The organism is Bacillus sp. B1-WWTP-T-0.5-Post-4, from assembly GCF_009183795.1.
GTDB classification, from domain to species: domain Bacteria; phylum Bacillota; class Bacilli; order Bacillales; family Bacillaceae_G; genus Bacillus_A; species Bacillus_A cereus.
On sequence record NZ_WEIJ01000016.1, the window covers coordinates 25,032 to 42,767 of the forward strand.

A 17,736-nucleotide genomic window follows, 5' to 3' on the forward strand; every position below is an offset into this window, starting at 1 on the left:
CCTGTAGACTAAAAGGGAGGTAGGCCCCTTGATAGATGTAAATAACTTTGAATATATGAAGATTGGACTTGCTTCACCTGACAAGATTCGTTCTTGGTCATACGGTGAAGTTAAGAAACCAGAAACTATTAACTATCGTACGTTAAAGCCTGAAAAAGATGGCTTGTTCTGTGAGCGTATTTTCGGACCACAAAAGGACTGGGAATGTCATTGCGGAAAATACAAACGTGTACGTTATAAAGGTGTAGTTTGTGATCGATGTGGCGTTGAAGTAACGCGTGCAAAAGTACGTCGTGAACGTATGGGTCATATCGAATTAGCTGCTCCTGTATCTCATATTTGGTATTTCAAAGGTATCCCGAGCCGCATGGGACTTGTCTTAGACATGTCCCCTCGCGCGCTTGAAGAAGTAATTTATTTCGCTTCTTATGTTGTAACAGAAAGTGGAGATACACCACTTGATAAGAAGCAATTACTTTCTGAAAAAGAATACCGTGCATATCGTGATCGATATGGTAGCACATTCCAAGCTGCTATGGGTGCAGAAGCAATTAAAAAGCTACTACAAGACATCGATTTAGATAAAGAAGTAGACTTCTTAAAAGAAGAATTAAAAACAGCACAAGGACAACGCCGTACTCGTGCTATTAAACGTCTAGAAGTATTAGAAGCATTCCGTAACTCTGGAAATGAACCGTCTTGGATGATCTTAGATGTTCTACCAGTAATCCCACCAGAACTACGCCCAATGGTACAGTTAGACGGTGGACGTTTTGCTACTTCTGACTTAAACGACTTATACCGTCGTGTAATTAACCGTAACAACCGTTTAAAACGTCTATTGGACTTAGGTGCACCAAGCATCATCGTTCAAAACGAAAAACGTATGTTACAAGAAGCTGTAGACGCATTAATCGATAATGGTCGTCGTGGCCGTCCAGTTACTGGGCCAGGTAACCGTCCATTAAAATCACTATCTCACATGCTTAAAGGTAAACAAGGACGTTTCCGTCAAAACTTATTAGGTAAACGTGTTGACTACTCTGGTCGTTCTGTAATCGTTGTAGGACCGAACTTAAAGATGTATCAATGTGGATTACCAAAAGAAATGGCGCTTGAACTGTTCAAACCTTTCGTAATGAAAGAGTTAGTTGAAAAAGGATTAGCACATAACATTAAGAGTGCGAAACGTAAAATCGAGCGTGTACAACCTGAAGTTTGGGACGTTTTAGAGTCTGTGATTAAAGAACATCCAGTACTTCTAAACCGCGCACCAACACTTCACCGTCTTGGTATCCAGGCGTTTGAACCTACATTAGTAGAAGGTCGCGCAATCCGTCTTCACCCACTTGTATGTACTGCATACAACGCGGACTTTGACGGTGACCAAATGGCCGTTCACGTACCTTTATCATCAGAAGCTCAAGCTGAAGCTCGTCTTCTTATGTTAGCGGCACAAAACATCTTGAACCCGAAAGACGGTAAACCAGTTGTTACTCCATCTCAGGATATGGTATTAGGTAACTATTACTTAACACTTGAGCGTGAAGGTGCAATCGGTGAAGGTATGGTCTTCAAAGATGCAAATGAAGCATTGCTTGCATATCAAAATGGATATGTTCATCTTCATACACGTGTTGCAGTAGCTGCAAGTGCAGTAAACAACGCAACATTTACTGAAGAGCAAAAGAGTATGCTTCTATTAACAACAGTTGGTAAATTAATATTTAACGAAATCTTACCAGAGTCGTTCCCTTATATTAATGAACCAACAAATTCAAACCTTGAAAAAGAAACACCAGCGAAATATTTCGTTGAAAAAGGTGCGAACATTAAAGAAATTATTGCTAGTCGCGAAGAAGTGGCGCCATTTAGCAAGAAGATCCTTGGTAACATCATTGCGGAAGTGTTCAAACGTTTCCAAATTACAGAAACGTCTCGCATGCTTGACCGTATGAAAAACTTAGGATTCAAGTACTCTACAAAAGCTGGTATTACAGTTGGGGTATCTGACATTCTTGTATTAGGCGAAAAAGATGAAATTCTCCACGAAGCACAAGCAAAAGTAGATAATGTAATTAAACAATTCCGTCGCGGTTTAATCACGGAAGAAGAACGTTACGATCGCGTTATCTCTATTTGGAGTAATGCAAAAGATGTTATCCAAGGAAAACTGATGAAATCCTTGAATAAACGCAACCCAATCTTCATGATGAGTGACTCAGGTGCCCGTGGTAACGCATCTAACTTTACTCAGCTTGCTGGTATGCGTGGTCTTATGGCCAATCCATCTGGTCGTATCATCGAACTTCCAATCAAATCGAGTTTCCGTGAAGGTTTAACAGTACTTGAGTACTTCATCTCTACGCATGGTGCGCGTAAAGGTCTTGCCGATACAGCACTTAAAACTGCCGATTCTGGTTACTTAACACGTCGTCTTGTTGACGTTGCACAAGATGTAATCGTTCGTGAAGATGATTGTGGAACAGATCGCGGTTTATTAATTGGTGCGATTAAAGAGGGTAATGAAGTTATCGAGTCATTATATGATCGTCTTGTTGGACGTTTTGCAAGAAAAACTGTAAAACATCCTGAAACAGGTGAAGTATTAGTTGCTGAAAATCAATTAATTACTGAAGATATCGCTCATATCGTTGAAAATTCGGGTGTTGAAACTGTAAACATTCGTTCAGCGTTTACGTGTAACACTCGCCACGGTGTATGTAAGAAGTGTTACGGTCGTAACTTAGCAACTGGAACAGACGTAGAAGTAGGAGAAGCGGTAGGTATTATCGCAGCTCAATCTATCGGTGAGCCAGGTACACAGTTAACGATGCGTACATTCCATACAGGTGGGGTTGCCGGAGATGATATTACTCAAGGTTTACCTCGTATCCAAGAGATCTTCGAAGCTCGTAATCCGAAAGGTCAGGCAGTTATCAGTGAAATCGACGGTGTTATCGCAGCGATCAACGACGTTAAAGATCGCCAAGAAGTAGTTGTACAGGGTGAAGTTGAAGCTCGTACGTATGCTATTCCTTACGGTGCTCGTCTGAAAGTAACTCCAGGACAGCCAATTAGCCACGGTAAAGAGTTAACAGAAGGTTCTATTGATCCGAAAGAATTACTAAAAGTAACGGACATTACGGCGGTTCAAGAATACTTATTACGTGAAGTTCAAAAAGTATACCGTATGCAAGGGGTAGAAATTGGTGACAAACACGTAGAAGTAATGGTACGTCAAATGTTACGTAAAGTTCGTGTAAGTGATGCAGGTGAAACAGATGTATTACCAGGAACATTACTAGATATCCATCAGTTCACTGATGCGAATGCTAAGGTCTTACTGCAAGGTAAGCAACCAGCAACAGCTAGACCTGTTCTACTTGGTATTACAAAAGCTTCACTTGAAACAGATTCATTCTTATCTGCAGCATCGTTCCAAGAAACAACTCGTGTCTTAACTGATGCAGCAATTAAGGGTAAACGCGATGAACTTCTAGGATTAAAAGAAAATGTTATTATCGGTAAACTTGTTCCTGCTGGAACAGGTATGAATCGTTATCGCAAAGTGGATCTTGTAAAAACAACACAAGATGACATGAATGTAGAAAACGATGAGGTTTATGTGGAACAGTAAAATTTTCCGGCATAAATTTTGTATAAAAACAATTAATCTTAGTTGACATTGTATGAGTCAAAATGTTACTATAATCAAGGTTGCTCCTGAACGATGCTTTGGAGGATATTTATATGTCTTATCAAAAAGTATCAACTGCTGAAAATGTAGTCGTTGGTCATAAACGTACATTGGAGGCAATCAAAAATGGTACAGTTAAAGAAGTTGTCATCGCAGAGGATGCTGACATGCGGTTAACCCATGCTATCATTCGTGTTGCAATGCAATATAACGTGCCCATAACAAAAGTTGAATCAGTTCGTAAGCTTGGTAAAGCTTCGGGGATTCAAGTGGGAGCTTCAGCAATAGGAATAATAAGTTAAAACTGTTTTTGTGAGGAGAGAGCATTTGCTCTTCCTTGCAAAAACTTTGTTTTCAACTAATAATGAACCACCTGGATATGTGGTCATACAAACATGCGAAGGGAGGATAATCAAATGCCTACTATTAACCAATTAGTGAGAAATGGTCGTACTGATAAAGTATGGAAATCTAAATCACCTGCGTTAAACAAAGGTTTTAACTCTTTAAAGAAAAAATCAACTGATATCTCTGCACCTCAAAAACGTGGTGTATGTACTCGTGTTGGTACAATGACTCCAAAGAAACCTAACTCAGCGTTACGTAAATACGCTCGTGTACGTTTAACAAACGGTATCGAGGTTACAGCTTACATCCCAGGTATCGGTCATAACCTACAAGAGCATAGCGTAGTATTAATTCGCGGTGGTCGTGTAAAGGATTTACCGGGGGTACGTTACCACATCGTTCGTGGTGCGCTTGACACAGCTGGTGTTGACAAACGTATGCAAGGACGTTCTAAATATGGTACTAAGAGACCAAAACCTGCTAAAAAATAATAACTTTAAAATGAAAGGAGGAACTCAATATGCCTCGTAAAGGACCTGTTGCGAAACGTGACGTGTTACCAGATCCAATGTACAATTCGAAGCTAGTAACACGCCTTATCAACAAAATGATGGTTGACGGTAAAAAAGGTAAATCTCAAACAATTCTTTATAATGCGTTCGATATTGTAAACGAACGTACTGGTAAAGAGCCAATGGAAGTATTCGAGCAAGCTCTTAAGAACATCATGCCTGTTCTTGAAGTACGCGCTCGTCGTGTTGGTGGTGCTAACTACCAAGTTCCAGTTGAGGTTCGTCCAGAACGCCGTACAACTTTAGGTCTTCGTTGGTTAGTAAACTACGCTCGTCTTCGTGGTGAAAAAACTATGGAAGAGCGTCTTGCTAACGAAATCTTAGATGCAGCTAACAACGCTGGTGCATCTGTTAAGAAACGTGAAGACACTCATAAAATGGCAGAAGCTAACAAAGCATTTGCTCATTACCGTTGGTAGGATTCAACGTAAAATAAATGTAAGCATAAACCGCTTTATTTGTCGCTTATGGAAGTGTGGAGAGGGAGAATGCCTCTCCCTTTCATCGGGCGCTCGTTTTACATAATGAGAGTACTGGACATACTGACATGTGTAACAATATAAAGTGGCTTTTTTGCTACTTAAAATAAAAAAATCCAATCCATATATGGAAGGAGCAAGACACCAAATGGCAAGAGAGTTCTCTTTAGAAAACACTCGTAATATTGGTATCATGGCTCACATCGATGCTGGTAAAACAACAGCAACTGAGCGTATTCTGTACTACACAGGACGTATTCATAAAATCGGTGAAACTCACGAAGGTGCATCTCAGATGGACTGGATGGAGCAAGAGCAAGAGCGTGGTATCACAATTACTTCTGCTGCAACTACAGCACAATGGAAAGGTCATCGTGTAAACATCATTGATACTCCAGGACACGTAGATTTCACAGTAGAAGTAGAACGTTCTTTACGCGTACTTGATGGCGCTGTAGCGGTACTTGATGCGCAATCTGGTGTAGAACCACAAACAGAAACTGTTTGGCGTCAGGCTACTACTTACGGCGTACCTCGTATCGTATTCGTTAACAAAATGGATAAGATCGGTGCAGATTTCTTATACTCTGTAGGAACAATCCACGATCGTTTACAAGCAAACGCACATCCAATTCAGTTACCAATCGGTGCTGAAGATGAGTTCAATGGTATCATTGACCTTGTTGAAGAGTGTGCTTACATGTACGGTAACGATTTAGGAACAGACATTCAACGTGTTGAAATTCCTGAAGAGCACAAAGAATTAGCTGAAGAATACCGTGGAAAACTTATTGAAGCGGTAGCTGAGCTTGATGAAGAAATGATGATGAAGTACCTAGAAGGTGAAGAAATCACTGTAGAAGAGCTTAAAGCTGGTATCCGTAAGGCTACAACTTCTGTAGAATTCTTCCCAGTAATCTGTGGTTCTGCATTCAAAAACAAAGGTGTTCAAATTCTGTTAGACGCAGTTATCGACTACCTTCCATCACCACTAGATGTACCTGCTATTAAAGGTACTCTACCGGATACAGATGAAGAAGTAGAACGTAAGTCTAGCGATGAAGAACCATTCGCAGCTTTAGCATTCAAAATCATGACTGACCCTTATGTTGGTAAGTTAACGTTCTTCCGTGTGTACTCTGGTGTGTTAAACTCTGGATCATACGTGAAAAACTCAACTAAAGGTAAGCGTGAGCGTGTAGGTCGTATCCTACAAATGCACGCTAACAGCCGTGAAGAGATTTCAACAGTTTACGCTGGTGATATCGCTGCTGCTGTAGGTTTAAAAGATACTACTACTGGTGATACTCTTTGTGACGAGAAGAGCCTTGTTATCCTTGAGTCTATGGAATTCCCAGAGCCAGTTATCTCTGTAGCTATCGAACCAAAATCTAAAGCTGACCAAGATAAAATGGGTACAGCATTATCTAAGCTTTCTGAAGAAGATCCAACATTCCGTGCTCACACTGACCAAGAAACTGGCCAAACTATCATCGCTGGTATGGGTGAACTTCACCTTGATATCATCGTTGACCGTATGCGTCGTGAATTCAAAGTGGAAGCAAACGTTGGTGCTCCTCAGGTAGCATACCGTGAGACTTTCCGCGCTGCTGCGAAAGTTGAAGGTAAGTTCGCTCGTCAATCTGGTGGTCGTGGACAATTCGGTCACGTTTGGATTGAGTTTGAACCTAACGAAGAAGGTAAAGGATTCGAATTCGAAAACAAGATCGTCGGTGGTGTAGTTCCTCGTGAATACATCCCAGCTGTTGGAGCAGGTCTTGAAGATGCACTTAAAAATGGTGTACTAGCTGGTTATCCACTAGTTGACATTAAAGCTGCATTAGTTGACGGATCTTACCATGATGTCGATTCATCTGAGATGGCGTTCAAAATCGCTGCATCTATGGCACTTAAAGCTGCGGTTTCTAAATGTAGCCCAGTAATTCTTGAGCCAATGATGAAAGTTGAAGTTGTAATTCCTGAAGAGTACATGGGTGACATTATGGGTGACGTAACATCTCGTCGTGGACGTGTAGAAGGTATGGAAGCTCGCGGTAACGCACAAGTTGTTCGCGCTATGGTTCCACTTTCTGAAATGTTCGGTTATGCAACGTCATTACGTTCTAACACTCAAGGACGCGGAACATTCTCTATGGTGTTTGACCACTATGAAGAAGTACCAAAGTCTGTTTCTGAAGAAATTATCAAAAAAAATAAAGGTGAATAATTGATTTTTATCGATTGTTCAAGTATAACTACTTATGTAAGCTTAGAAAGTGGGACGTAAGTTTTACTTTCTAGTCTAAATATAAAATAACCTATATAAACTAAGGAGGAATTTAGAATGGCTAAAGCTAAATTCGAACGTTCTAAACCCCATGTTAACATCGGTACAATCGGCCACGTTGACCATGGTAAAACTACATTAACTGCTGCGATCACTACAGTTCTTGCAAAAGCTGGTGGTGCTGAAGCACGCGGATACGATCAAATCGATGCTGCTCCAGAAGAAAGAGAGCGCGGTATCACAATCTCAACTGCACACGTTGAGTACGAAACTGAAACTCGTCACTATGCACACGTTGACTGCCCAGGTCACGCTGACTATGTTAAAAACATGATCACTGGTGCTGCTCAAATGGACGGCGGTATCTTAGTAGTATCTGCTGCTGATGGCCCAATGCCTCAAACACGTGAGCACATCCTTCTTTCTCGTCAAGTAGGTGTTCCTTACATCGTTGTATTCTTAAACAAATGCGACATGGTAGATGACGAAGAATTATTAGAATTAGTAGAAATGGAAGTTCGCGACCTATTATCTGAATACGGATTCCCAGGCGACGACATTCCTGTAATCAAAGGTTCTGCTCTTAAAGCTCTTCAAGGAGAAGCTGATTGGGAAGCAAAAATCATTGAATTAATGGCTGAAGTTGATGCTTACATCCCAACTCCAGAACGTGAAACTGACAAACCATTCTTAATGCCTGTAGAGGACGTATTCTCTATCACAGGTCGTGGTACAGTTGCTACTGGTCGTGTTGAGCGCGGTATCGTTAAAGTTGGTGACGTAGTAGAAATCATCGGTCTTGCTGAAGAAAATGCTTCTACAACTGTAACTGGTGTAGAGATGTTCCGTAAACTTCTTGACCAAGCTCAAGCTGGAGACAACATCGGTGCTTTACTTCGTGGGGTTGCTCGTGAAGACATCCAACGTGGACAAGTACTTGCAAAAAGCGGTTCTGTAAAAGCTCACGCTAAATTCAAAGCTGAAGTTTTCGTATTATCTAAAGAAGAAGGTGGACGTCACACTCCATTCTTCGCTAACTACCGTCCTCAGTTCTACTTCCGTACAACTGACGTAACTGGTATCATCCAATTACCAGAAGGTACTGAAATGGTAATGCCTGGTGACAACATCGAAATGACTATCGAACTTATCGCTCCAATCGCTATCGAAGAGGGAACTAAATTCTCTATTCGTGAAGGTGGACGTACAGTAGGTTACGGTGTAGTTGCTACTATCGTTGAGTAATCTTAACTGATATAAAAAAACCTAAGGGATTTTCCCTTAGGTTTTTTGTTTGCGTTTATATAAGGAAGAAGAGGGTGTTTTTTGTTTTGACGAGTTTCTTCTATAGTAATATAAAAACGACAAAAGATAATCCAGAAACTGTAAAATGAATTCTGTTAGATGAAAACTTGAAATTCTTTAAAGTGCCATGTATAATAGCAAAAGTAGAGAAAAGCAGATGCAAACAAAAAGATGCTTGCATCTAGACGAATAACATTGTATAATAGACAATGTTGGTCTTTGACTGCGATGAAGTGGAAGGTTGCTGACACACCCGGCCGCTTTGCCATGGCATGGTGTGGGGAAATTTCCATGGAGAAGGTCTATTTTAGAAATAGGCGAACGAAGGAGGGAAAATAATGGCAAAAGAAAAAATTCGTATCCGTTTAAAAGCTTACGATCACCGTATTCTTGATCAGTCAGCTGAGAAAATTGTAGAAACAGCTAAGCGTTCTGGGGCAACAGTTTCTGGTCCGATCCCATTACCAACTGAAAAAACTGTTTACACAATTCTTCGTGCTGTTCATAAGTACAAAGATTCTCGTGAGCAATTCGAAATGCGCACGCACAAACGTCTAATCGACATCGTGAGTCCTACTCCACAAACAGTAGATTCATTAATGCGTTTAGACTTACCATCTGGTGTAGATATCGAAATCAAACTATAATTTATATAACTTAAAAATGTAGGAGGTGTAACTCATGACCAAAGGAATCTTAGGAAGAAAGATCGGTATGACTCAAGTATTTGCTGAGAACGGTGAGTTAATCCCAGTAACAGTTATCGCTGCTAATCCAAACGTTGTTCTTCAAAAGAAAACAACTGAAACTGATGGCTACAATGCAATCCAGTTAGGATTTGAAGATAAACGTGAAAAGTTAACTAACAAACCTGAACAAGGCCACACTGCTAAAGCATCTACAACTCCTAAGCGCTTCATTCGCGAAATCCGCGATGCAGACGTGGACGGATTAGAGGTTGGTCAAGAGGTAAAAGTTGACGTATTCGCTACAGGTGAAATCGTTGATGTAACAGGAATTTCTAAAGGTAAAGGTTTCCAAGGTGTTATCAAACGCCACGGACAATCTCGCGGACCTATGTCTCATGGTTCTCGCTATCACCGTCGTCCAGGTTCAATGGGCCCAGTTGCTCCGAACCGTGTATTCAAAGGCAAAAAACTTGCTGGACGTATGGGTGGAGACCAAGTTACTATCCAAAACTTAGAAATCGTTCAAGTTGACACTGAGCGCAACTTATTACTAGTAAAAGGTAACGTTCCAGGTGCTAAGAAATCTCTTGTAGTTGTTCAAGGCGCTGTGAAGGTTAGCAAATAATTCACAATAGGAAGGAGGAATTCCAATGCCAAAAGTTACTGTATATAACCAAACTGGTTCACAGGTTGGTGAAATCGAATTAGCTGAAGCTATTTTCGGTATCGAACCAAATGAAGCTGTACTTTTTGAAGCTGTAATGATGCAACGTGCATCTTTACGTCAAGGTACACACAAAGTAAAAACTCGCTCTGAAGTTCGCGGTGGTGGTCGTAAACCATGGCGTCAAAAAGGAACTGGACGTGCTCGTCAAGGGTCTATCCGCTCTCCTCAATGGCGTGGTGGTGGTACGGTATTCGGACCTACACCAAGAAGCTATGCGTACAAACTTCCTAAGAAAGTTCGTCGTTTAGCAATCAAATCTGCATTAGCTACTAAAGTAGTTGAGAACAACATTGTAGTTCTTGAAGACCTAGTGTTAAATGCACCAAAAACAAAAGACATGCTAGCAGTACTTAAAGGATTAACTGTTGAGAAGAAAGCTCTTATCGTAACTGCTGATGCAAACGAATCTGTAGAGTTATCTGCTCGCAATATCCCTGGAGTAACAGTAATCACTGCTGATGGCGTAAACGTTTTAGACGTGCTTCATCATGATAAGCTAATCATGACAAAAGCGGCAGTGGAAAAAGTAGAGGAGGTGCTTGCATAATGAGAGATCCTCGTGATATCATTAAGCGCCCAGTTATCACTGAACGTTCTATGGAAATGATGGCTGAAAAAAAATACACGTTCGATGTGGACGTTAAATCTAATAAAACAGAAGTTAAAGATGCTCTTGAAGCGATCTTTGGTGTTAAAGTAGAAAAAGTGAACATCATGAACTACAAGCCGAAAGCAAAACGCGTTGGTCGTCACGCTGGTTTTACTAGCCGTCGTCGTAAAGCAATCGTTAAGCTAACTGCTGACAGCAAAGAAATCGAAATCTTCCAAGGCGTTTAATTCTTACTAAAGAAGGAGGGAAATTGAGATGGGAATCAAAAAGTATAATCCAACTACTAACGGTCGTCGTAATATGACTACGAATGATTTCGCTGAAATCACGACTGATAGACCCGAAAAGTCATTACTTGCTCCTTTAAGCAAGAAGGCTGGTCGTAATAACCAAGGTAAAATCACTGTACGTCATCAAGGTGGCGGACATAAGCGTCAATACCGTATCATCGACTTTAAGCGTAACAAAGATGGAATTCCAGGACGCGTTGCTACGATCGAATACGATCCAAACCGCTCTGCGAATATCGCATTAATTAACTACGTTGACGGTGAAAAACGTTACATTCTTGCTCCTAAATCTTTAGAAGTAGGTATGGAAGTTATGTCTGGCCCAGAAGCTGACATTAAAATCGGTAACGCATTACCATTAATCAACATTCCAGTAGGTACTGTTGTTCATAACATCGAGCTTAAGCCTGGTCGTGGCGGACAATTAGTTCGTTCTGCTGGTACATCTGCTCAAGTACTTGGTAAAGAAGGTAAATACGTACTTGTACGTTTAACTTCTGGTGAAGTACGTCTTGTATTATCTGCTTGTCGCGCTTCAATCGGTCAAGTAGGTAACGAACAACACGAACTTATCAAAATCGGTAAAGCAGGTCGCTCTCGCTGGTTAGGTAAACGCCCAACAGTTCGTGGTTCTGTAATGAACCCTGTTGATCACCCACACGGTGGTGGTGAAGGACGTTCTCCAATCGGACGTAAGTCTCCAATGTCTCCATGGGGTAAACCAACTCTTGGATTCAAGACTCGTAAGAAAAACAAAGCGTCTGACAAATTTATCGTTCGTCGTCGTAAAAAATAATGGGATTGTAGTACGGTTCATTTCTAGAACCGTACGCCAATCACGAAGGGAGGCACCAAAATGGCTCGTAGCTTAAAAAAAGGACCATTTGTCGATGATCACTTAATGAGCAAAATGGAAAAATTAGTTGCATCTGAGCAAAAACAAGTTGTTAAAACTTGGTCTCGCCGTTCAACAATCTTCCCTCAGTTCATCGGACACACAATCGCTGTATATGATGGTCGTAAACACGTACCTGTGTACATCACTGAGGATATGGTTGGCCATAAGTTAGGTGAATTCGCACCAACTCGTACGTACAAAGGTCACCTTGCTGACGATAAGAAAACTAGAAGATAATGAGAGGAGGCACTTCAATGCAAGCTAAAGCAGTAGCGAGAACAGTTCGTATTGCTCCTCGTAAAGTTCGTTTAGTAGTAGACTTAATCCGAGGTAAGCAAGTGGGTGAAGCGATTGCTATCCTTAACCACACACCAAAAACTGCTTCTCCAGTTGTAGAAAAAGTTTTAAAATCTGCAATCGCAAATGCAGAGCACAATTATGAGATGGACATTAACAACCTAGTTGTAGAAAAAGTTTTCGTTGACGAAGGTCCAACGTTAAAACGTTTCCGTCCACGTGCAATGGGTCGTGCAAGCCAAATTAACAAACGCACAAGCCACATCACAGTTGTGGTATCAGAAAAGAAGGAGGGATAATCGATGGGTCAAAAGGTTAATCCAATTGGTCTTCGTGTCGGCGTTATCCGTGACTGGGAATCTCGTTGGTTCGCTGAGAAAGATTACGCTACATTATTACATGAAGACATCAAAATCCGTGAGTACATTAATGTACGCTTAAAAGATTCTGCTGTTGCTAAAGTAGAAATCGAACGTGCAGCAAATCGTGTAAATGTTACAATTCACACTGCAAAACCTGGTATGGTAATTGGTAAAGGTGGTACTGAAGTTGAAGCACTTCGTAAAGCTCTTAACCAATTAACAGGCAAGCGTGTACACATCAACATTTTAGAAGTTAAGAGAGCTGATCTTAACGCTAAATTAGTAGGCGAAAACATCGCTCGTCAATTAGAAAACCGTGTATCATTCCGTCGTGCACAAAAGCAAGTTATTCAACGTGCTATGCGTGCAGGTGCTAAAGGTATTAAAACACAGGTTTCTGGTCGTCTTGGCGGAGCTGATATCGCTCGTGCAGAATCTTACAGTGAAGGAACTGTTCCACTTCATACACTTCGCGCTGATATTGACTATGCAGCAGTTGAAGCTGATACAACATACGGTAAATTAGGCGTAAAAGTATGGATCTACCGTGGAGAAGTCCTTCCTACAAAAAAGAAAGCTTCTGAGGAAGGAGGAAAATAATATGTTAATGCCAAAACGCGTAAAATATCGTAGAGAGCATCGTGGTAAAATGCGTGGTCGTGCTAAAGGTGGAACTGAAATTGCTTTCGGTGAATTCGGTTTACAAGCACAAGCTGCTTCATGGATTACAAACCGTCAAATCGAAGCTGCTCGTCGTGCAATGACTCGTTACATGAAACGTGGCGGTAAAGTATGGATTAAAATTTTCCCTTCTAAACCTTACACTGCAAAACCTCTAGAAGTACGTATGGGTTCCGGTAAAGGGGCACCAGAAGGCTGGGTAGCAGTAGTAAAACCTGGGAAAATTATGTTCGAAATCGCGGGTGTATCTGAAGAGGTAGCACGCGAAGCATTACGTCTTGCAGCTCACAAGTTACCTGTGAAATGTAAATTCGTAAAACGTGAAGAAAATGGTGGTGAATCTAATGAAAACTAATGATATTCGTGAATTAACCACTGCCGAAATCGAAACAAAAGTTAAAGCTTTAAAGGAAGAGTTGTTTAATCTTCGCTTCCAACTTGCTACAGGACAATTAGAGAATCCAACTCGCATTCGTGAAGTGCGTAAAGCAATTGCTCGTATGAAAACTGTAGTTCGTGAAAGAGAGATCGGAATTAATCGATAAATTGAGGGGAGGTTTGCATAGTGAGCGAACGTAACCAACGCAAAGTTTATACTGGTCGTGTAGTGTCTGACAAAATGGACAAAACGATTACAGTTTTAGTTGAAACTTACAAAACTCATTCCTTGTACGGAAAACGTGTTAAGTATTCTAAGAAGTACAAAGCCCATGATGAGCAAAACCAAGCGAAACTTGGCGATATCGTTAAAATCATGGAAACTCGCCCGCTTTCTGCTACTAAGCGTTTCCGTTTAGTTGAAATCGTTGAAGAAGCGGTTATTATCTAAATAGACGAATCGGAATTTTTAGTCCGAAGGGAGGTTTCATAACATGATCCAACAAGAATCTCGTTTGAAAGTTGCTGACAACTCTGGTGCACGTGAACTTTTAACAATTAAAGTATTAGGCGGCTCTGGTCGTAAATATGCTAACATTGGTGACATTATCGTTGCTACGGTAAAACAAGCAACACCAGGTGGCGTTGTTAAAAAAGGTGACGTTGTTAAAGCAGTAGTAGTACGTACGAAGAGCGGAGCTCGTCGTCCGGACGGTTCTTACATCAAATTTGATGAAAACGCAGCGGTTATCATTAAAGACGATAAGAGCCCACGTGGTACTCGTATCTTCGGACCAGTAGCTCGTGAATTACGTGATAGCAACTTCATGAAGATCGTTTCTTTAGCTCCAGAAGTTCTATAATTTAAGGTATTGCCTTGCTAAGGAGGTGCAGAATTAAGATGCATGTAAAAAAAGGTGATAAAGTACAGGTAATCACTGGTAAAGACAAAGGAAAACAAGGCGTTATCCTTGTGGCTTTCCCAAAGCAAAACCGTGTTATCGTTGAGGGTGTCAATATCGTTAAGAAGCACTCTAAGCCATCTCAATTAAATCCACAAGGTGGAATTATTACTAAAGAAGCACCTATTCACGTTTCTAACGTTATGATTTTAGATCCGAAAACAGGTGAACCTACTCGCGTAGGCTTCAAAGTAGAAGATGGTAAAAAAGTTCGTATTGCAAAAAAATCTGGTGAATTATTAGATAAATAATTTTCTTAAGAAAGGAGGTCACTTCATTGAATCGCCTTAAAGAGAAGTTCCAAAAGGAAATTACTCCTGCTCTAGTGAGCAAGTTTAACTATAAATCTGTAATGCAGGTACCAAAAATCGAAAAGATCGTAATCAACACTGGTGTTGGTGACGCGGTATCTAACTCAAAAGCGTTAGACAACGCAGTAGAAGAATTAACACAAATCACAGGTCAAAAACCTGTTGTAACTCGTGCTAAAAAATCAATCGCTGGTTTCCGTCTTCGTGAAGGTATGCCAATCGGTGCGAAAGTAACTTTACGCGGCGAGCAAATGTATGAGTTCTTCGACAAATTAGTATCAGTTTCTTTACCACGTGTACGTGATTTCCGTGGTGTTTCTAAGAAATCATTCGATGGTCGTGGAAACTATACATTAGGTGTTAAAGAGCAACTTATTTTCCCTGAGATTGATTATGATAAAGTAAGCAAAGTCCGCGGTATGGACATCGTAATCGTTACTACAGCGAAAACTGATGAAGAAGCTCGTGAACTGTTAACACAATTCGGTATGCCATTCCAAAAATAATGGAAGCCAACGCTAAGTAGAGGAGGCGAAAACGTGGCTAAAAAATCTATGATAGCGAAACAAAAGCGTACTCCTAAGTTTAAAGTACAAGAGTATACACGTTGCGAACGCTGCGGTCGTCCGCATTCTGTATACCGCAAATTTAAACTTTGCCGTATTTGTTTCCGTGAACTTGCATATAAAGGTCAAATTCCTGGTGTTAAAAAAGCTAGTTGGTAAAACCCACAAATGGGAAGGAGGTAAAACACATGGTGATGACAGATCCAATTGCAGACATGCTTACTCGCATCCGTAATGCGAACATGGTACGTCATGAGAAATTAGAGGTTCCTGCTTCTAAAATCAAAAAAGAGATCGCTGAACTTTTAAAACGTGAAGGTTTCATTCGTGATGTAGAATACATCGAGGATAACAAACAAGGTATCCTTCGTATTTTCCTGAAATATGGTGCAAACAATGAACGTGTAATCACTGGATTAAAACGTATCAGTAAACCTGGCTTACGCGTTTACGCTAAAGCTGACGAAGTACCACGTGTACTTAACGGATTAGGTATCGCTCTTGTTTCTACATCTAAGGGAGTAATGACAGACAAAGACGCTCGTCAATTACAAACTGGTGGAGAAGTAGTAGCATACGTTTGGTAATATATATTTAAAACGAACGGAGGTGTGACCACATGTCTCGTATTGGTAAAAAGATTCTTGAAATCCCTGCAGGTGTTACTATTACAGTTGCAGAAGACAATACTGTAACAGTAAAAGGCCCTAAAGGTGAATTAACTCGTACTTTCAATGCTGATATGCTTATCAAAATTGAAGAGAATACATTAACAGTTGAGCGTCCATCTGAACAGAAGGAACACCGTGCATTACACGGTACAACTCGTGCTTTAATCGGAAACATGGTTGAAGGTGTAACTGAAGGTTTCGCACGCGGACTTGAATTAGTCGGTGTTGGTTACCGTGCTCAAAAACAAGGTGATAAACTTGTATTAAGCGTAGGTTATTCTCATCCAGTAGAAATGACTCCGGAAGCAGGTCTTGAAGTTGAAGTACCTGCACCAACTAAGATCGTAATTAAAGGTATCGACAAGCAACGTGTTGGCGAATTCGCTGCTAACATCCGTGCTGTACGTGCTCCTGAGCCTTACAAAGGTAAAGGTATTCGTTACGAAGGCGAAGTTGTTCGTCGTAAAGAAGGTAAAACTGCTAAGTAAACCCGTTAGGTGAGAGAAAGGAGTGACAAGAATGATCACTAAAGCTGATAAAAATGCGACTCGTAAGAAAAGACATGCACGTGTACGTGCTAAACTTACTGGTACTGCAGAGCGTCCACGTTTAAACGTGTTCCGTTCTAACCAACATATTTACGCTCAAGTTATTGATGATGTGAATGGTGTAACGTTAGTAAGTGCATCTACTCTTGATAAAGACCTTGCTCTTAACGGTACTAGCAATATTGAAGCTGCTACGAAAGTTGGAGAATCAGTTGCTAAGCGTGCTGTAGAGAAAGGCGTTAAAGAAGTAGTATTTGATCGCGGTGGTTACTTATACCATGGCCGTGTTAAAGCTCTAGCTGAAGCTGCTCGTGAGGCTGGATTACAATTTTAATGGTCAAAGGAGGGAAAATTGATGCATCGCATTGACCCAAGTAAATTAGAACTTGAAGAACGTGTAGTTACGATAAATCGTGTCGCGAAAGTTGTTAAGGGTGGTCGTCGTTTCCGCTTTGCTGCACTAGTTGTAGTTGGCGATAAAAACGGTCATGTTGGATTCGGTACTGGTAAAGCACAAGAGGTACCAGACGCAATCCGTAAAGCTATCGAAGACGCTAAGAAAAACTTAATCGCTGTACCATTAGTTGGTACAACAATTCCACACACAATCAACGGTCATTTTGGCGCTGGTGAAGTATTCTTAAAACCTGCTGCTGAGGGTACTGGTGTTATTGCTGGTGGACCTGTTCGTGCGGTCCTTGAATTAGCTGGTGTACAAGATATTCTTTCGAAATCTCTTGGTTCTAACACACCAATCAACATGATTCGCGCTACTGTGAACGGATTAAGCGAACTTAAGCGCGCTGAAGATGTTGCAAAATTACGCGGTAAATCTGTAGAAGAGCTACTAGGTTAAGGAGGGAAAACAAATGGCGAAAAAGTTAGAAATTACCCTCACTCGTAGTGTAATTGGTCGTCCACAAGATCAACGTGCGACGGTAGAAGCTTTAGGTCTTAAAAAGTTGAATTCAACTGTAGTTAAGGAAGAAACTCCTGCTATTCTTGGTATGATCAACAAAGTTTCTCACCTTGTAACTGTAAAAGAAGCTTAAGGA

Annotated in this window: 26 protein-coding genes; all 26 read left to right on the top strand. The window is 40.9% G+C overall.

The window, feature by feature from the left end:
- The first annotated feature begins 28 nt into the window (after positions 1-28).
- Complete coding sequence (gene rpoC, locus GBN91_RS26635) at positions 29-3,640, top strand: DNA-directed RNA polymerase subunit beta' (RefSeq protein ID WP_000567939.1); 3,612 nt, start codon at positions 29-31, stop codon at positions 3,638-3,640.
- Positions 3,641-3,753: 113 nt separating this feature from the next.
- Entirely contained in the window at positions 3,754-4,002 is a 249-nt protein-coding gene (locus GBN91_RS26640) for a 50S ribosomal protein L7ae-like protein (RefSeq protein WP_000121837.1), read from the top strand.
- Between the two features lie 114 nt (positions 4,003-4,116).
- Positions 4,117-4,539, top strand: a complete 423-nt coding sequence (rpsL, locus tag GBN91_RS26645; protein ID WP_001142341.1) for a 30S ribosomal protein S12 — start codon at positions 4,117-4,119, stop codon at positions 4,537-4,539.
- 29 nt (positions 4,540-4,568) lie between these two features.
- Complete coding sequence (rpsG, locus tag GBN91_RS26650) at positions 4,569-5,039, top strand: 30S ribosomal protein S7 (RefSeq protein ID WP_001137491.1); 471 nt, start codon at positions 4,569-4,571, stop codon at positions 5,037-5,039.
- A gap of 208 nt (positions 5,040-5,247) precedes the next feature.
- Entirely contained in the window at positions 5,248-7,326 is a 2,079-nt protein-coding gene (gene fusA, locus GBN91_RS26655) for an elongation factor G (protein WP_000090370.1), read from the top strand.
- 117 nt (positions 7,327-7,443) lie between these two features.
- Positions 7,444-8,631, top strand: coding sequence for an elongation factor Tu (tuf, locus tag GBN91_RS26660; protein ID WP_001029614.1), 1,188 nt, complete (start codon positions 7,444-7,446; stop codon positions 8,629-8,631).
- Between the two features lie 398 nt (positions 8,632-9,029).
- Positions 9,030-9,338, top strand: a complete 309-nt coding sequence (rpsJ, locus tag GBN91_RS26670) for a 30S ribosomal protein S10 (protein WP_001040596.1) — start codon at positions 9,030-9,032, stop codon at positions 9,336-9,338.
- 34 nt (positions 9,339-9,372) lie between these two features.
- Positions 9,373-10,005, top strand: coding sequence for a 50S ribosomal protein L3 (gene rplC / locus GBN91_RS26675; RefSeq protein ID WP_000160207.1), 633 nt, complete (start codon positions 9,373-9,375; stop codon positions 10,003-10,005).
- A gap of 25 nt (positions 10,006-10,030) precedes the next feature.
- A complete protein-coding gene (gene rplD, locus GBN91_RS26680; protein ID WP_001127258.1) occupies positions 10,031-10,654 on the top strand; it encodes a 50S ribosomal protein L4 in 624 nt (207 codons plus the stop codon).
- Positions 10,654-10,944, top strand: a complete 291-nt coding sequence (gene rplW, locus GBN91_RS26685) for a 50S ribosomal protein L23 (RefSeq protein ID WP_001205558.1) — start codon at positions 10,654-10,656, stop codon at positions 10,942-10,944. Before rplD ends, rplW begins: the two co-directional genes overlap by 1 nt.
- Before the next feature lie 28 nt (positions 10,945-10,972).
- Positions 10,973-11,803 carry a 50S ribosomal protein L2 gene (gene rplB, locus GBN91_RS26690; protein ID WP_000511583.1) on the top strand — a complete coding sequence of 277 codons (831 nt, stop codon included), beginning with the start codon at positions 10,973-10,975 and terminating at the stop codon, positions 11,801-11,803.
- Positions 11,804-11,863: 60 nt separating this feature from the next.
- On the top strand, positions 11,864-12,142 hold the full coding sequence (rpsS, locus tag GBN91_RS26695; RefSeq protein WP_000124454.1) for a 30S ribosomal protein S19: 279 nt from the start codon (positions 11,864-11,866) through the stop codon (positions 12,140-12,142).
- Positions 12,143-12,159: 17 nt separating this feature from the next.
- Positions 12,160-12,501 carry a 50S ribosomal protein L22 gene (gene rplV / locus GBN91_RS26700; RefSeq protein ID WP_001148024.1) on the top strand — a complete coding sequence of 114 codons (342 nt, stop codon included), beginning with the start codon at positions 12,160-12,162 and terminating at the stop codon, positions 12,499-12,501.
- A 3-nt stretch (positions 12,502-12,504) separates the two neighbouring features.
- Positions 12,505-13,164 (top strand): 30S ribosomal protein S3, encoded by a 660-nt coding sequence (rpsC, locus tag GBN91_RS26705; protein ID WP_000529956.1) that lies wholly within the window; start codon positions 12,505-12,507, stop codon positions 13,162-13,164.
- Between the two features lies 1 nt (position 13,165).
- Complete coding sequence (gene rplP, locus GBN91_RS26710) at positions 13,166-13,600, top strand: 50S ribosomal protein L16 (protein ID WP_000928969.1); 435 nt, start codon at positions 13,166-13,168, stop codon at positions 13,598-13,600.
- The gene (gene rpmC / locus GBN91_RS26715) at positions 13,590-13,790 is read left to right on the top strand and encodes a 50S ribosomal protein L29 (protein WP_000855718.1); all 201 of its coding nucleotides are present in this window, start codon (positions 13,590-13,592) and stop codon (positions 13,788-13,790) included. Before rplP ends, rpmC begins: the two co-directional genes overlap by 11 nt.
- 20 nt (positions 13,791-13,810) lie before the next feature.
- Complete coding sequence (gene rpsQ / locus GBN91_RS26720) at positions 13,811-14,074, top strand: 30S ribosomal protein S17 (protein ID WP_000004106.1); 264 nt, start codon at positions 13,811-13,813, stop codon at positions 14,072-14,074.
- Positions 14,075-14,117: 43 nt separating this feature from the next.
- Entirely contained in the window at positions 14,118-14,486 is a 369-nt protein-coding gene (rplN, locus tag GBN91_RS26725) for a 50S ribosomal protein L14 (protein ID WP_000615912.1), read from the top strand.
- Between the two features lie 38 nt (positions 14,487-14,524).
- Positions 14,525-14,836 (top strand): 50S ribosomal protein L24, encoded by a 312-nt coding sequence (gene rplX / locus GBN91_RS26730; protein WP_000558200.1) that lies wholly within the window; start codon positions 14,525-14,527, stop codon positions 14,834-14,836.
- Between the two features lie 26 nt (positions 14,837-14,862).
- Positions 14,863-15,402, top strand: coding sequence for a 50S ribosomal protein L5 (gene rplE / locus GBN91_RS26735; RefSeq protein ID WP_001080831.1), 540 nt, complete (start codon positions 14,863-14,865; stop codon positions 15,400-15,402).
- 33 nt (positions 15,403-15,435) lie between these two features.
- Positions 15,436-15,621 carry a 30S ribosomal protein S14 gene (gene rpsN / locus GBN91_RS26740; protein ID WP_001085700.1) on the top strand — a complete coding sequence of 62 codons (186 nt, stop codon included), beginning with the start codon at positions 15,436-15,438 and terminating at the stop codon, positions 15,619-15,621.
- Between the two features lie 29 nt (positions 15,622-15,650).
- Positions 15,651-16,049: a 30S ribosomal protein S8 gene (rpsH, locus tag GBN91_RS26745; RefSeq protein ID WP_000245511.1), complete on the top strand. Its 399-nt coding sequence runs from the start codon at positions 15,651-15,653 to the stop codon at positions 16,047-16,049.
- Between the two features lie 32 nt (positions 16,050-16,081).
- Complete coding sequence (gene rplF, locus GBN91_RS26750; protein WP_000086558.1) at positions 16,082-16,621, top strand: 50S ribosomal protein L6; 540 nt, start codon at positions 16,082-16,084, stop codon at positions 16,619-16,621.
- Between the two features lie 31 nt (positions 16,622-16,652).
- Complete coding sequence (rplR, locus tag GBN91_RS26755; RefSeq protein ID WP_000628816.1) at positions 16,653-17,015, top strand: 50S ribosomal protein L18; 363 nt, start codon at positions 16,653-16,655, stop codon at positions 17,013-17,015.
- 21 nt (positions 17,016-17,036) lie between these two features.
- Positions 17,037-17,537, top strand: a complete 501-nt coding sequence (gene rpsE / locus GBN91_RS26760) for a 30S ribosomal protein S5 (protein ID WP_000554646.1) — start codon at positions 17,037-17,039, stop codon at positions 17,535-17,537.
- 13 nt (positions 17,538-17,550) lie between these two features.
- Positions 17,551-17,733, top strand: a complete 183-nt coding sequence (gene rpmD / locus GBN91_RS26765; RefSeq protein ID WP_001085234.1) for a 50S ribosomal protein L30 — start codon at positions 17,551-17,553, stop codon at positions 17,731-17,733.
- Positions 17,734-17,736 lie beyond the last annotated feature (3 nt).

Bases quoted from the DNA above. Each gene is read 5' to 3' on its own strand.
- rplP (WP_000928969.1), top strand. From the start codon at position 13,166: ATGTTAATGCCAAAACGCGTAAAATATCGTAGAGAGCATCGTGGTAAA.
- rpmC (WP_000855718.1), top strand. From the start codon at position 13,590: ATGAAAACTAATGATATTCGTGAATTAACCACTGCCGAAATCGAAACA.
- rplB (WP_000511583.1), top strand. From the start codon at position 10,973: ATGGGAATCAAAAAGTATAATCCAACTACTAACGGTCGTCGTAATATG.
- rplV (WP_001148024.1), top strand. From the start codon at position 12,160: ATGCAAGCTAAAGCAGTAGCGAGAACAGTTCGTATTGCTCCTCGTAAA.
- rpsS (WP_000124454.1), top strand. From the start codon at position 11,864: ATGGCTCGTAGCTTAAAAAAAGGACCATTTGTCGATGATCACTTAATG.
- rplD (WP_001127258.1), top strand. From the start codon at position 10,031: ATGCCAAAAGTTACTGTATATAACCAAACTGGTTCACAGGTTGGTGAA.
- rpsJ (WP_001040596.1), top strand. From the start codon at position 9,030: ATGGCAAAAGAAAAAATTCGTATCCGTTTAAAAGCTTACGATCACCGT.
- tuf (WP_001029614.1), top strand. From the start codon at position 7,444: ATGGCTAAAGCTAAATTCGAACGTTCTAAACCCCATGTTAACATCGGT.
- rpsL (WP_001142341.1), top strand. From the start codon at position 4,117: ATGCCTACTATTAACCAATTAGTGAGAAATGGTCGTACTGATAAAGTA.
- fusA (WP_000090370.1), top strand. From the start codon at position 5,248: ATGGCAAGAGAGTTCTCTTTAGAAAACACTCGTAATATTGGTATCATG.
- rpsH (WP_000245511.1), top strand. From the start codon at position 15,651: ATGGTGATGACAGATCCAATTGCAGACATGCTTACTCGCATCCGTAAT.
- rplF (WP_000086558.1), top strand. From the start codon at position 16,082: ATGTCTCGTATTGGTAAAAAGATTCTTGAAATCCCTGCAGGTGTTACT.
- GBN91_RS26640 (WP_000121837.1), top strand. From the start codon at position 3,754: ATGTCTTATCAAAAAGTATCAACTGCTGAAAATGTAGTCGTTGGTCAT.
- rpsC (WP_000529956.1), top strand. From the start codon at position 12,505: ATGGGTCAAAAGGTTAATCCAATTGGTCTTCGTGTCGGCGTTATCCGT.
- rplX (WP_000558200.1), top strand. From the start codon at position 14,525: ATGCATGTAAAAAAAGGTGATAAAGTACAGGTAATCACTGGTAAAGAC.
- rpmD (WP_001085234.1), top strand. From the start codon at position 17,551: ATGGCGAAAAAGTTAGAAATTACCCTCACTCGTAGTGTAATTGGTCGT.
- rpsG (WP_001137491.1), top strand. From the start codon at position 4,569: ATGCCTCGTAAAGGACCTGTTGCGAAACGTGACGTGTTACCAGATCCA.
- rplW (WP_001205558.1), top strand. From the start codon at position 10,654: ATGAGAGATCCTCGTGATATCATTAAGCGCCCAGTTATCACTGAACGT.
- rplC (WP_000160207.1), top strand. From the start codon at position 9,373: ATGACCAAAGGAATCTTAGGAAGAAAGATCGGTATGACTCAAGTATTT.
- rpsE (WP_000554646.1), top strand. From the start codon at position 17,037: ATGCATCGCATTGACCCAAGTAAATTAGAACTTGAAGAACGTGTAGTT.
- rplR (WP_000628816.1), top strand. From the start codon at position 16,653: ATGATCACTAAAGCTGATAAAAATGCGACTCGTAAGAAAAGACATGCA.
- rplN (WP_000615912.1), top strand. From the start codon at position 14,118: ATGATCCAACAAGAATCTCGTTTGAAAGTTGCTGACAACTCTGGTGCA.